The sequence below is a fragment of the Bacillus sp. ISL-47 genome, from assembly GCF_018613175.1.
GTDB lineage: Bacteria > Bacillota > Bacilli > Bacillales > Cytobacillaceae > Cytobacillus.
On the sequence record NZ_JAGGQS010000035.1, the window covers coordinates 38,183 to 51,412 of the forward strand.

At 41.6% G+C, this 13,230-nt stretch carries 12 protein-coding genes; 10 read left to right on the plus strand and 2 right to left on the minus strand.

Going from position 1 to position 13,230, the window contains the following annotated elements:
- Nucleotides 1-2: 2 nt before the first annotated feature.
- Both J7I93_RS12185 and J7I93_RS12190 read left to right on the plus strand, forming a co-directional pair.
- A complete protein-coding gene (locus J7I93_RS12185) occupies nt 3-1,040 on the plus strand; it encodes a sensor histidine kinase (RefSeq protein WP_214726135.1) in 1,038 nt (345 codons plus the stop codon).
- 1 nt (nt 1,041) lies between these two features.
- The gene (locus J7I93_RS12190; RefSeq protein ID WP_214726136.1) at nt 1,042-1,698 is read left to right on the plus strand and encodes a response regulator; all 657 of its coding nucleotides are present in this window, start codon (nt 1,042-1,044) and stop codon (nt 1,696-1,698) included.
- Nucleotides 1,699-1,718: 20 nt separating this feature from the next.
- Here the strand turns inward: J7I93_RS12190 and J7I93_RS12195 are convergent, their stop codons facing one another.
- Nucleotides 1,719-2,231, minus strand: coding sequence for an antibiotic biosynthesis monooxygenase family protein (locus J7I93_RS12195; protein WP_214726137.1), 513 nt, complete (start codon nt 2,229-2,231; stop codon nt 1,719-1,721).
- 414 nt (nt 2,232-2,645) lie between these two features.
- On the opposite strand from J7I93_RS12195, the gene hemE reads away from it, so the two are divergent.
- The 5 genes from hemE (at nt 2,646) to J7I93_RS12220 (ending at nt 9,174) form a co-directional block, all read left to right on the plus strand.
- Nucleotides 2,646-3,692, plus strand: a complete 1,047-nt coding sequence (gene hemE, locus J7I93_RS12200) for a uroporphyrinogen decarboxylase (RefSeq protein ID WP_214726138.1) — start codon at nt 2,646-2,648, stop codon at nt 3,690-3,692.
- A gap of 143 nt (nt 3,693-3,835) precedes the next feature.
- Nucleotides 3,836-4,774, plus strand: a complete 939-nt coding sequence (gene hemH / locus J7I93_RS12205) for a ferrochelatase (protein ID WP_214726139.1) — start codon at nt 3,836-3,838, stop codon at nt 4,772-4,774.
- Between the two features lie 26 nt (nt 4,775-4,800).
- A complete protein-coding gene (gene hemY, locus J7I93_RS12210; protein ID WP_214726140.1) occupies nt 4,801-6,240 on the plus strand; it encodes a protoporphyrinogen oxidase in 1,440 nt (479 codons plus the stop codon).
- A gap of 120 nt (nt 6,241-6,360) precedes the next feature.
- A complete protein-coding gene (locus tag J7I93_RS12215) occupies nt 6,361-6,933 on the plus strand; it encodes a TetR/AcrR family transcriptional regulator (protein WP_214726141.1) in 573 nt (190 codons plus the stop codon).
- 72 nt (nt 6,934-7,005) lie between these two features.
- Nucleotides 7,006-9,174, plus strand: a complete 2,169-nt coding sequence (locus J7I93_RS12220) for a YhgE/Pip domain-containing protein (protein ID WP_214726142.1) — start codon at nt 7,006-7,008, stop codon at nt 9,172-9,174.
- Between the two features lie 48 nt (nt 9,175-9,222).
- Here J7I93_RS12220 and yhfH read toward each other — a convergent pair whose 3' ends face one another.
- Complete coding sequence (yhfH, locus tag J7I93_RS12225) at nt 9,223-9,357, minus strand: protein YhfH (protein WP_069187882.1); 135 nt, start codon at nt 9,355-9,357, stop codon at nt 9,223-9,225.
- A 358-nt stretch (nt 9,358-9,715) separates the two neighbouring features.
- Between yhfH and J7I93_RS12230 the strand changes: the two genes are divergently transcribed.
- The 3 genes from J7I93_RS12230 to J7I93_RS12240 all read left to right on the plus strand — a co-directional run bounded on the left by J7I93_RS12230 (nt 9,716) and on the right by J7I93_RS12240 (nt 13,203).
- A complete protein-coding gene (locus J7I93_RS12230; RefSeq protein ID WP_214726143.1) occupies nt 9,716-10,450 on the plus strand; it encodes an MBL fold metallo-hydrolase in 735 nt (244 codons plus the stop codon).
- A 13-nt stretch (nt 10,451-10,463) separates the two neighbouring features.
- On the plus strand, nt 10,464-11,453 hold the full coding sequence (gene lplA / locus J7I93_RS12235) for a lipoate--protein ligase (RefSeq protein ID WP_214726145.1): 990 nt from the start codon (nt 10,464-10,466) through the stop codon (nt 11,451-11,453).
- 193 nt (nt 11,454-11,646) lie between these two features.
- On the plus strand, nt 11,647-13,203 hold the full coding sequence (locus J7I93_RS12240) for a fatty acid--CoA ligase family protein (RefSeq protein WP_214726147.1): 1,557 nt from the start codon (nt 11,647-11,649) through the stop codon (nt 13,201-13,203).
- Nucleotides 13,204-13,230: the final 27 nt, after the last annotated feature.

Genomic DNA, 13,230 nt, shown 5'->3' on the forward strand with positions numbered 1-13,230 from the left:
TCATGAAAAAAACTGGAATCAGATATTGGTTTGTACAAAGCTTTATCATGATGGCGATTATTAGTTCACTGATTTTTTTTGTCGGTCTACAGGTTTATTTATTTTATAATCCCGATGCCCCTCTGACTATACAAAGCACATTCTGGCTATTTTTGTACTCATTATCCATTTTATTGCTTACCGGTGCATATTTCGGGCTGAAGGGCAGCTACTTAATCAAAGGGCGGCTAGGGGATATTTTAATATTTGTTTCCACATTAAGGAGCGGAAAATATACAGACAGAATGGAATCATATGAAAAAGATGAAATAGGCTTAATATCAGAGGAACTTAATCAGCTGGCGGAAAATATTCAAGAGCAGGTATTTTCCATGCAAAGGCTGGCTGATGAAAAGTCCGCACTGGCACAAACAGCCCACTCTGCTGCTGTAATGGAGGAGAGACAGCGTTTGGCGAGGGACCTTCATGATGTGGTAAGCCAGCAGCTTTTTGCTCTAAGTATGATGTCTTCAGCTGCACTTAGGGTTTTTGACCTCGACATTGACAAAGCGAGGGAGCAGTTAAATGAAATATCGGAGATCGCTGCCAAAGCCCAGGGAGAAATGAGAGCGCTCCTCCTTCACTTAAGGCCTATCCAGCTGAGTGATGACAGGCTTTGTGATGGAATTATTAAGTTAATTCAGGAATTAAAGGCTAAGACAAATATTGATTTTCAGGCAAGCATTGATGAAATTGAAAATCTTTCGAAAGCAGCTGAAGAGCATTTGTTTCGAATTGTTCAGGAGGCGCTATCAAATGTTCTCCGCCATGCTGATGCAGGAAAAATTAAAGTTTCCTTAACAGAGGAAGAAGATTATGTTTATCTTTTTATTGCAGATAACGGAAAGGGTTTTAATCCTCATAAAGAGAGGATTGCTTCCTATGGCCTGAAAACAATGAGAGAACGCTGTGAGGAAGTTGGAGGTATATTTAAAATTCGTTCCAAGGAGAATGAAGGTACCTATATAGATATTAGAATTCCAGCAAAGGGGAGGGGTTAAGGTGATTCGTGTGGCTGTTGTTGATGATCATGAGATGGTAAGAAAAGGGATTATTTCCTATTTGGCTACTGAGGCAGGAATAAAGGTTATTGGGGAAGCTTGCAGCGGAAAAGAAGCTGTACAGCTGGTTCTAAAAGAAAGGCCGGAAATAGTCCTTATGGATCTGCTAATGGAAAACGGAAACGGAATTGAAGCAACCAGGGAGATTCTAAAAAGTTACCCAGGCTGCAAGATCATCATCATTACAAGCTACTACGATGATGAGCAGGTTTTTCCTGCCATCGAAGCGGGTGCATTCAGCTACATGCTTAAAACAGCAAATGCCTTAGACGTGGTAGCTGCGATTAAGAAAGCTGCACAAGGGGAGCCTGTTATAGAATCAAAAGTAGCAAATAAGATGGTTAGCCGTTTCCGTGCGCAGGAAAAAAAACCGCATGATGATTTGACTGAACGGGAGTTTGACGTTCTAATGTGCATTGGAGAAGGGATGACTAACCAGGAAATCAGTGATGAACTATTTATTGGCATTAAAACGGTTAAAACGCATGTCAGCAACATCTTGAGCAAACTGGGCGTGTCTGATCGGACTCAGGCAGCCGTATATGCCAACCGAAATGGAATCATAAAAAGCAGCGTAAAAAAGGATGAGCGGGTATAGCTCATCCTTTTTTTATGCACTTAGTTGTCCTTTTTGGGGATATAATATTTTGTCACATACGAAGGGCTTGAGAATATTTGCGGCTGCTTGTCAATGCCGCTTTCAGTCCCGCGGTTTTCATGTGCTTTTTCGTATGCTTTGGAGCTCTGCCAGTCTCTAAAGGACTTCTCATCTTTCCATAGGGTCAGGATGATATACGTGTTCGATTCAAGCGGCCGCAGTACCCGGATTGCTGCAAATCCGGGTTCATTTTCTATTACTCCTGCCCTGTTTTTAAAGCGGTGCTCAAAAAGAGGCCTGCCTTCATCTGTAACAGGAATATTATTCAGAACAGCAAAGCCTGCAGGGGCAAAGACACCTGAAGAATCAATTACTTCGTAGGAACGCGGCTCTCTAAAAAGGGTTGTACCTGATGTTTCGTGAATTAATACGGCATTGTCAGGATTCTGCATTGTTACCATTGTTTCATTTGGGTGCTTGTCTTCAATCTTTTTTAAATAATCATAAGTTCCGCTAGTCATATATAAGTTCATTTCTTTCACCTCGCCTATTTTTTACCCATTATATGCAGATGGGCATGCAATATAAAAAAATTAAATGGTTTTAAACTTCCAATCTTCTAATTATTTCCCTTATATCAATAGTAAAAACGTCAATTTTTTGACATTTGGCCTTCAAATCTATACAAGAACAGTGAAAAAAGGATATATTCATTAAGGATAGACACTAGCGTTCTTTTTAATAGTCTCAGTCTAACGGGCAATTGAACTCCTACTTTAAGAATCAGAGGAATCGCAGGAGGATAGGTGGGATTCAAACTGCCCGTAAAGGCCGATTGGATCAACTAACAATCAGAAGGGAAAGCCTCCCTCCGATTGAAGTTTCACTTTATGTACATATATATTACAATAATATGCAGACAAGTCTTGAAAGGTGGATAAAATTTAATGACTAAATCATTTAACGATACATTCCTGAGGGCCGCCAAAGGAGAGAAGACTGAACATGTCCCTGTATGGTATATGCGCCAGGCAGGCCGTTCACAGCCTGAATACAGAGCAATTAAAGAAAAGTATTCCCTTTTTGAAATTACACATCAGCCTGAGCTTTGTGCTTATGTGACTAGATTGCCGGTTGAACAATATAACAATGACGCTGCTATTCTTTATAAAGATATTATGTCACCGCTTCCTGCTATTGGTGTGGACGTGGAAATAAAGTCAGGCATTGGCCCTGTGATCTCTAACCCGGTCCGTTCTCTGGCTGACGTGGAAAAGTTAGGAGAAATTCATCCTGAAGAAGACGTGCCATATGTACTGGATACCATTAAGCTGCTTACACAAGAACAGTTAACTGTACCTTTAATCGGATTTGCAGGGGCTCCATTTACTCTTGCCAGCTATATGATTGAAGGCGGTCCTTCAAAAAACTATAACAAAACAAAAGCTTTTATGTATGCCGAACCCAAAGCATGGTTTGCTTTAATGGAAAAGCTTGGAGAAATGACGATTACGTATGTAAAATCCCAAGTCAATGCAGGGGCAAAAGCTATCCAGATTTTCGATTCGTGGGTAGGTGCATTGAATGTTGAAGATTATCGTTATTTTATCAAGCCGGTTATGAATCGTATTTTCTCTGCATTAAAGGAAGAAAATGTACCGCTAATCATGTTCGGTGTTGGCGCAAGCCACCTGGCAATGGAGTGGCATGATCTGCCGCTAGATGTAGTGGGGCTCGACTGGCGCCTGCCTATACAAGAGGCAAGAGCGAAGGGAATAACCAAAACTGTACAAGGAAACTTGGATCCAGCTATATTGCTTGCTCCTTGGGAAGTTATCGAGGAAAAAGCCAAAGCCATTTTGGACCAGGGGATGGCACAGCCAGGCTATATCTTTAATCTGGGGCACGGGGTTTTCCCTGAAGTAAACCCTGATACACTGAGAAAGCTAACAGCATTTATCCATGAGTACTCTTCATCAACACTGAGCAAGTAGCCCTTTTTCACTAGAAACTGGCATGCTGCAGGACCGGCAGCTGCATACCGGATTAGCATTTTTCATGAGCATTAGTTTTGGTAATCCGGCTGTTTTTTGGCACAATAAGGGACTAGAGACAGAAAAAAATAGAGGTGGATAACATGGGTAAGAAGACATTGGGTTTACTTGTAATGGCTTATGGAACTCCTTATAAGGAAGAAGACCTGGAGCGTTACTATACACACATTCGCAGAGGAAGAAAACCGTCTGAAGAAATGCTAGAAGATCTGCGAAGCAGATACGAAGCAATCGGCGGAATATCCCCGCTTGCAGAAATTACGAAAGAACAGGCTGAAAAGCTTGAACAGCATTTAAATGAAATTCAGGATAAATATGAATTTAAAATGTACCTTGGCTTGAAGCATATTGAGCCTTTCGTGGAAGATGCAGTTAAAAAAATGCACGAGGATGGGATCGAAGAGGCCGTCAGCATTGTCCTTGCCCCCCACTTTTCTACCTTTAGCGTGAAGTCCTATAACGGAAGAGCAAAAGAGGAAGCAGAAAAGCTCGGCGGCCCTGATATAAAGTCTGTTGAAAGCTGGTATAAAGAGCCTAAGTTCATTAAATACTGGGCTGATCGGGTGAAAGAGACGTTTGATAAGATGCCTTCCGAGGAAAAAAATTCGGCAGTGTTAATCGTTTCTGCCCATAGCTTGCCGGAAAAGATTCTTCAATCAGGGGATCCGTATCCGCATCAGCTGCAGGAAACAGCTGATATGATTGCTGAGCAGGCTGGAGTCAGCGACTATGCTGTTGGCTGGCAAAGTGCAGGAAACACGCCTGAACCATGGCTTGGCCCTGATGTTCAGGATTTGACGAGAGAGTTATATGAGAAGAAGGGATATAAGGCATTTGTTTATACTCCTGTTGGCTTTGTTTCAGACCATTTGGAAGTCCTTTACGACAACGATTATGAATGCAGAGTCGTAACAGATGAACTTGGTGCAAGCTATTATCGTCCTGAAATGCCTAATTCCAAGCCTGAATTTATTGATGCAATGTCAGATGCCATTTTTAAATTGCTGAATGGGAGCAAGTGAAAATTAAGTAAAGAAGGCGATTTACCGTGCAGGGAGAGAGACAGAAGGTTGTTATTATCGGCGGGGGAATTACCGGGTTAACTGCAGCGTATTATTTGCAGAAAGAAGCCAAAGAGAAAGGGATGCTTTTGGATGTAAAGCTTGTGGAAGCTTCCCATCGTCTTGGCGGCAAAATTCAAACGATAAAAAGAGACGGCTATGTCATAGAAAGAGGTCCTGATTCATTTCTGGCCCGCAAGCAAAGTGCATCCCGGCTTGCAAAAGAAGCTGGCATGGAGAAAGAGCTTATCAGGAATGCATCAGGAAAATCCTATGTGCTTGTGAGGGAGCGGCTTTATCCAATGCCGGGCGGGTCCATAATGGGTATCCCAACTCAAATCGCTCCTTTTATCACAACCGGACTATTCTCGCCTGCTGCAAAGGCAAGAGCAGCAGCTGACTTTGTACTTCCACGTTCCAATCCTGCACAGGATCAGTCGCTTGGCCAATTTTTCCGTAGAAGGCTTGGGGACGAAGTGGTTGAAAACTTGATTGAGCCGCTTCTATCCGGCATTTATGCAGGAGACATAGACCAATTAAGCTTAATGTCAACGTTTCCGCAGTTTTACCAAGTGGAGCAGAAATATAGAAGCCTGATTTTGGGAATGAAAAAGGCTACAGGCTCACAACAGAAAAAAGCAGGGAGCCCCAAGAGAAAAGAGGGGATGTTCCTCACGCTTAAATCTGGACTGCAATCGCTTGTAGATGCAATTGAAAACAGGCTGGAGCCTGGCTCTGTACTTAAGGGATACCGTGTGGAATCTATCGGTAAAAACGGCAGCGGCTATACAATTGCTGTCAATGGGGGAGAGGAGCTGCAGGCAGATAGTATTGTTATGGCAGCTCCTCACCAGACATTACACTCAATATTTTCTCACTGGGGACTATTTGATCAGTTTATAGAAATGCCGTCCACTTCTGTAGCAACTGTAGCTCTTGCTTTTCCAGAAGAAGCCATTGCAAAGGATATTGACGGTACTGGATTTGTCGTCTCGAGGAATAGCGATTACACGATTACAGCATGTACATGGACACACAAAAAATGGCCCCATTCCACGCCAAAAGGAAAGGTGCTGCTGCGCTGTTACGTAGGAAGAGCGGGTGACGAGGCCGTTGTGGATTTATCAGACGATCAAATTGTTAAAATTGTGCTCGATGATTTAAACAAAACTATGAATATCACAATGGACCCTGATTTTGCATACGTAACAAGGTGGAAAGATTCGATGCCCCAATATACTGTGGGACATAAAGAGCGTATTGAAAGTGCCAAAAAACAGGCTAAAGAAAAGTTGCCGGGTGTTTTTCTGGCAGGCAGCTCCTATGACGGATTAGGAGTGCCTGATTGTATTGACCAGGGAGAAGCCGCAGTCCAAAGTGTTTTAGATTATTTATATAGCACCAAGAAAGAAGCTGTCCATTCGTGACAGCTTTTCTTTTGGAATTGGGCAACAGCATGGTTGCTTTTTTATAACGAAGTATGTTAAATTACTATTTGAAGAAAATGACCACATTGTTCATTTAGTCATATTGCATGAGGTGATGAAATGCCAATCGATCGGAAACAGCAGATATTAGAAGCAGCCACAAAATCCTTTTCCTTGTTTGGCTATAAAGCAACAACAATGGATCAGGTTGCAAAGCTTGCGAATGTGGGAAAAGGAACCATTTATACTTTCTTTAAAAATAAGGAAGAGCTCTTCGATGAAATTATCCATTCACTTATTACGGAGATGAAGGCTGCTGCTGATGAGGCTATTGATCCATCCCTTTCTTTTCATGCAAATGTTCACCGCGGCCTATATAAGATATTGGAGTTTCGCTTAAAACATCAGCTTACCATAAAGCTTTACCAGGAAGAAAAAGAAATGGGAACGCCTGCCGTAATGGAAGTTATAGGACAATTGGAGGATGCCATTTTAAATTACTTGAAGGAAAAGGTCACACAGGCTATCGGAAAAGGTGAAATCCGGGAGTGTGATCCAGAGCTGACTGCGTTTGTTATGCTAAAAGTCTATATTGCGCTGATCTTTGATTGGGAGCAGCGCCACAAACCTTTGGAGAAATCAAAAATAGCCATGCTTTTTGAACAATATATCATGAAGGGATTATCTCACTAGATAATCCTCTATTTTTTGAGTGAATTGACTAAATGAATAATTTGGTCAAATAGTAAACTGGAGGGGTACACCATGAAAAGCAGTCTTTTTAAAAAAGAATTATCAGCGGTAGTAAAAGATAAAAAGCTCTTAATTCCAATCATAGCCGTTTTGTTTATCCCAATTTTATATAGCGGTATGTTTCTTTGGGCATTCTGGGATCCATATGATCATTTGGAGGATTTGCCAGTTGCGATTGTAAATGAAGATGCGGGTGCATATTTTGAGGATAAAGAACTGAAGCTTGGCAATGAACTTGTGGATAAACTGAAGGAAAGTAAGGACTTTGATTTTAAATTTGTTAATAAAGAAGAAGGCTATAAAAATCTCGAAAATCAGAAGTATTATATGCTTGTTGAAATTCCGGAGGACTTCTCTGAAAATGCCACTACCTTATTAAATGATCGGCCGCAAAAAATGAAGCTGATTTATGTGCCTAATGAAAGCTATAACTTTTTATCAGCACAAATAGGGGGTACAGCAGTTGATAAAATTAAAGAGTCTCTTTCTGAAAAAGTCACAGAGACCTATGCAGAAACCATGTTTGAAAAAATGGGAGAGCTTTCTGATGGATTGGAGCAGGCCAGTGAAGGAGCGAATAAAATCAGTGAAGGAGCAGCCGAGTTAAAAGCCGGTTCACTTACATTGCAAGAAAAATTAGCTCTTTTGGCAGACAAGTCACTAAAATTTCAGGGAGGCCTCAGCAGTGCTTCCGAAGGATCACAGGAAATAGCCGCTGGTGCAAGGTCCCTATCTGATGGACTGGTGCAGCTTGAAGAAGGGCAAATTAAACTGAAAGATGCTTCAACCCAATTAGAGTCGGGAAGTGAAGAACTTTCTTCGGGAATATCCCAGGTGAAAGAGGGGATGTTCACCATCAATGAAAAATTTCCAGGGATGATTTCCGGAACTGAACAGCTTCAAAATGGAGCAATAACACTATCTTCTTCACTGGAGCGATGGCAATTCGAAGCACAGAATCTTAGTGCAGGGGCTGCACAGCTCGAGCAGAACCTGCAAGCAGTCATTTCAAAGCTTCCTGAAGACTCTGCGGAAAAAGCTGAGCTGACAGCTGTTTTGGATCAGCTTAAAACAGGTTCTGCACAGCTTGCACAGTCTGCTGGCCAGATATCGGCTGGCGGAGCGGAAATTTCCCAAAAGGCAGGACAGCTTAATGAAGGACAAAAACAGCTTCAGCAAGGAATAAACCAGCTGACAGAAGGTAGTGCAAAGCTGGAAACCGGTTCGCAGGAGCTCGTGAAAGGCCACCATGACTTCCAGGCAGGCATGGATATGTTCGGCCGAAAATTTGCAGAGGCAAGGGAAGGTGCAGGCCAGCTAGCTGATGGAACGGCTGAATTATCCGGTGGACTTGCCCAATTATCCCAAGGATCCCTCGCTTTTGCAGGCGGAGCAAAGCAGCTTGAAGACGGAGCAGTTAAAATGGCTGAGGGAAACTTTGAAATTTATGAAGGGTCTTCAGAATTAGCTGGAAAACTCGCTGAAGGTGCAGAGAAGTCATCTTTGGCAAATGCGAATGATGAAACGTTTAATATGCTGGCCAAACCTGTAAAAGTGGATAATGAAAAAATGAATGAGGTCCCAAACTATGGTACAGGATTTGCTCCTTATTTCTTATCTCTTGGTCTATTTGTAGGGGCATTATTGCTGTCTATTGTGTTTCCAATGAGGGAGCCTGCGGCGATACCCCGTTCAAGCGTGAGCTGGTTTTTAGGAAAGTTCCTTATCCTATGCGGAGCAGGGATCATTCAAGCTGTAATTGCAGCATTAATCCTGCTAGGTGGGCTGGGACTTGAAGTGCAAAGTGTAACATTATTTATTTTATACACGATCATAACAAGCCTGACGTATATATCTCTTATTCAATTCCTGGTGACAGTGTTCGGAGATCCAGGCCGTTTTGCAGCGATTATTATACTAATTCTGCAATTAACAACCAGTGCTGGTACATTCCCGCTCGAACTCATCCCAAATGCGTTACAGCCAATTAATGCCTATTTGCCGATGACTTATTCAGTTTCTGGATTTAAAGCAGTAATTTCTAGCGGCAACTTCGACTTTTTGCAGGAAAATGCTGTGATTCTATTATTATTCACTGCACTGTTTATTGCAGGTACATTTATCTACTTCACTGCTATGTATAAAAAGAGATTTGCCGCTGTAGTACAACAGTTGGATTAAAACAAGAACAAAGCCAGCCCATGTCGGGCTGGCTTTTAGTATAGTAACCTATAAATCTGTCATTCCCATGCACTTATCACATTTGTTTCCGTAGCACTCATGCTGCTCTTCAATTGATTTTCCACACTCTGAACATTGTTTTGCCGGTAAATTTCTAAAGAATTCCATAATGTTTTGAATCATGTTGAAGCCTCCCAATAAATTTGTTTTTTTTGTTCTAAATAGTTTGATTATTTAATAATATTGTATTATAACAGATTAATGTTGTCAACGGCTGTTTCAATACAATTTTAAAAAAGTGAAAAAATAGGCATAATCGAGTATATTGGACTTAGGAAAATGAGAGCTCATTTAGGCGTAGAAGCTTTGCCTGCTTTGATCCCTGAACCTTAATAATTTTCTAACTCGGGCGCAATGCGCTCTCTTGGAAAAGATTTTACATTTGAGAATTTGATTGTTGTCTAGCTCCAGGCGCCAACGGCTCGAGGTCATTTCGCCGATAAGCAGGCGCATTGGGCTTTTCTAATAAGGAGGAATAGTGATGAAGTTAACAGTAATCGGCGGCTGGGGCGGTTATCCTAAAGCTGATGGGGCAAGCTCAGGCTATTTACTGGAGCATGAAGGATTTCATCTGCTGATTGACTGCGGCAGCGGGGTACTGGCAAAAATGCAGAATTTTATCCAGCCGGAAGATCTGGACGCTGTGATCATTTCACATTATCATCCAGACCATATAGCCGATATTGGGGTTCTGCAGCATGCCAGGCTGATCCAGGGCTTTTTGGGCAAAAAAACAGACACACTTCCCATCTATGGACATGCTTTGGATCAGCCGGAATTTGCCAAACTTACATACAAAGCCATTACCCAGGGAGTGGCCTATAATCCTGAGGATGTTCTGTCAGCAGGGCCATTTCAAATCAGGTTTTTAAAAACAAATCATCCGGTTCCATGCTATGCAATGAGAATTGAAGCAGGTGGAAAAACGCTAATATATACTGCTGATACTTCCTACAAAGAAGAATTGGAAATATTTAGTGATAAAGCGGATTTGCTCGTTTGCGAATGCAATTTTTATGGGCATCAAAATGTGAAAAACGCAGGACATATGACAAGCTTGGATGCGGGAACATTAGCCAGCAAAGCGAATGTTAAGAATTTACTGCTGACTCATTTGCCTCATTATGGTGAGCTTCAGAAGCTGAAGGAAGAGGCCGCAAGTAAATATAATGGGCCTATATCAATAGCTGACTATCAATGGTCACATACTTTTTAAGGAGTGAAAAAGGATGTTATTTATAGACAACCAGGGCATAACGGATCCAAGAATAAATCTTGCAATTGAAGAATATGCGCTGAAAAACCTTGATATTAATGAAACTTATTTACTGTTTTACATTAATGAACCATCTATTATCATCGGAAAAAACCAGAATACCATTGAAGAAATTAATACAGAGTATGTAGAAAGCAACGGAATCCACGTAGTTAGGCGGTTATCAGGCGGGGGTGCCGTGTATCATGATTTAGGGAACTTAAACTTCAGCTTTATTACAAAAGATGATGGCGAGAGCTTCCACAACTTCTTAAAGTTTACCGAGCCAGTTATTAATGCTCTAAAGAAACTTGGTGTTAATGCCGAACTGAGCGGACGAAATGACCTGACGGCAGAAGGCAGAAAAATCTCCGGAAACGCCCAATTTTCTACTAAGGGCAGAATGTTCAGCCATGGCACACTCTTGTTTGATTCGGAAATTGAAAGCGTGGTTTCAGCACTAAAGGTAAAGAAGGATAAAATCGAATCAAAAGGCATTAAATCCATCCGAAGCCGGGTCGCAAACATTTCGGAGTTTTTGGATAATAAAATAACAATCGAAGAGTTCCGTTCAATGCTTCTTAATAATATTTTCGGAGATTTGGATGAAGTCCCTGAATATAAGCTGACAGATGAAGATTGGGAAAAAGTTCACCAGCTCTCAAAAGAACGATATCAAAATTGGGAATGGAATTATGGGAAGTCACCTAAATTTGATCTCCAGCATTCCCACCGCTTCCCAGTGGGGCAAATTGATATCAGGCTGAATGTGACAAAAGGGAAAATCGAAGACTGCAAAATTTACGGCGATTTCTTTGGGGTGGGCGATGTAAGCGATATTGAAAACAAGCTCACAGGAATCCGCTATGAAAAAACAGAAATTGAAAAAACGATGGAAGAAGTCGACATTAAACATTACTTCGGCAATGTAACAAAAGAAGAATTCATCAATCTTGTGTATTAATTCAGAAACCGGCATCCTGCCGGTTTTTCTATGCTTGTATAAAGATAGACAGTGAGGTGATTCAAGCTGCTAAAAGAAATTGTGAACAATTTGCTTTACTACTTGAATACAAAAATTTCTTTCAATATAATAAATTTAGAAAATTTTTTAAATAAAAATGAATGATTATTCATTCACTAAAGGGGATGTGAAGATGAATTTAACTCAGCAGCTGCATGAAACTGCGAAAAAGATGGGGAATAAAACCGCCTATTATTTTATGGATCAATCAAGTACATATGCAGAGCTTGATGGTGCTGTAACGAAATTCGCAGATGGACTCTCAAAATTGGGAGTGAAGAAGGGGGACCATATTGCCTTATTATTGGGAAACTCGCCTCATTTCGTAATCGGTCTGCATGGTGCACTGCGCCTAGGGGCTACTGTCATTCCGATTAACCCGATTTATACACCGGATGAGATTGGCTATATTGTTAATAATGCCGATGTTAAAGCAGTCGTCACACTTGATTTATTAGTGCCACTGGTTGAAAAAATGCATAAGGCTCTTCCAATGGTAGAGAGTTACATCATTTGTGAAACCCCGCAGGGAAAGGCTTCTGACTTGGATGTGACGGCTTTATCTGTTTATCCAAAAATGAAATCGTTTACACAGCTCGTAACTTCTGGTGATTTAGGATTTCAGGGGCCTGAGCTTGAGGAAGATGAAACAGCTATAATCCTGTACACATCAGGTACTACAGGAAAACCAAAAGGTGCCATGCTTTCCCACAAAAACTTATACAGCAATGCGAAGGGTGTCAGTGATTATCTGCATATGAACGAAGATGATAGAGTTATTACGACACTGCCAATGTTCCATGTCTTTTGTTTAACGGTTGCTTTAAATGCACCGCTGATGAATGGGGCTACTATTCTCATAGACCCTAAATTCAGCCCTAAAGAAATCTTCAGACTGGCCAAGAAATTTGAACCTACCGTTTTTGCAGGAGTACCAACTATGTACAACTTCCTCCTACAACATGAGGACGGGAACCCGGAGGACTTAAAGTCATTGCGCCTTTGCATTTCAGGAGGGGCTGCTATGCCGGTTGCGCTTCTGCACGGTTTTGAGAAAAAATTCAATGTTATGATTTCTGAAGGCTATGGCCTTTCTGAAGCATCTCCGGTTACTTGTTTCAATCCGCTCGACAAGCCGAGGAAAGCAGGGTCTATTGGCCAATCAATCGTAAATGTTGAAAATAAAGTAGTAAATGAGCTTGGAGAAGAGGTTCCAGTAGGAGAAGTAGGAGAACTCATCGTTCGCGGGCCTAATGTAATGAAGGGGTACTACAAGCAGCCAGAGGAAACAGCCGCAACCATCCGTGACGGCTGGCTTTATACCGGAGACTTAGCGAAAGTCGATGAAGAAGGCTATTTTTACATCGTTGACCGCAAAAAGGATCTTATATTGGTCGGAGGATACAATGTTTATCCAAGAGAGGTAGAAGAGGTGCTTTACAGCCATGATGACGTTGTTGAAGTAGCTGTATTGGGTGTGCCGGATCCTAACCTTGGTGAAGCAGTAAGATGCTATGTTGTTTCGAAAAATCTGCAGCTCACTGAAGATCAGCTTATGGCATACTGTGCTGAACATTTAGCTAAATACAAAGTGCCTGCCTCTATTGAATTCCTGGAAGAACTGCCGAAGAATACAACAGGAAAAATATTGCGAAGAGCATTGAAGAATCAAATACTTCAGACAAAATAAAAAGCAAGGGCAGACCTGATCCCGACG

Excerpts from the sequence above, each read along its gene's own strand:
- J7I93_RS12185 (WP_214726135.1), top strand. The coding sequence starts at position 3 with ATGAAAAAAACTGGAATCAGATATTGGTTTGTACAAAGCTTTATCATG.
- J7I93_RS12195 (WP_214726137.1), bottom strand. The coding sequence starts at position 2,231 with ATGAACTTATATATGACTAGCGGAACTTATGATTATTTAAAAAAGATT.
- hemE (WP_214726138.1), top strand. The coding sequence starts at position 2,646 with ATGACTAAATCATTTAACGATACATTCCTGAGGGCCGCCAAAGGAGAG.
- hemH (WP_214726139.1), top strand. The coding sequence starts at position 3,836 with ATGGGTAAGAAGACATTGGGTTTACTTGTAATGGCTTATGGAACTCCT.
- J7I93_RS12215 (WP_214726141.1), top strand. The coding sequence starts at position 6,361 with ATGCCAATCGATCGGAAACAGCAGATATTAGAAGCAGCCACAAAATCC.
- J7I93_RS12220 (WP_214726142.1), top strand. The coding sequence starts at position 7,006 with ATGAAAAGCAGTCTTTTTAAAAAAGAATTATCAGCGGTAGTAAAAGAT.
- yhfH (WP_069187882.1), bottom strand. The coding sequence starts at position 9,357 with ATGATTCAAAACATTATGGAATTCTTTAGAAATTTACCGGCAAAACAA.
- J7I93_RS12230 (WP_214726143.1), top strand. The coding sequence starts at position 9,716 with ATGAAGTTAACAGTAATCGGCGGCTGGGGCGGTTATCCTAAAGCTGAT.
- lplA (WP_214726145.1), top strand. The coding sequence starts at position 10,464 with ATGTTATTTATAGACAACCAGGGCATAACGGATCCAAGAATAAATCTT.
- J7I93_RS12240 (WP_214726147.1), top strand. The coding sequence starts at position 11,647 with ATGAATTTAACTCAGCAGCTGCATGAAACTGCGAAAAAGATGGGGAAT.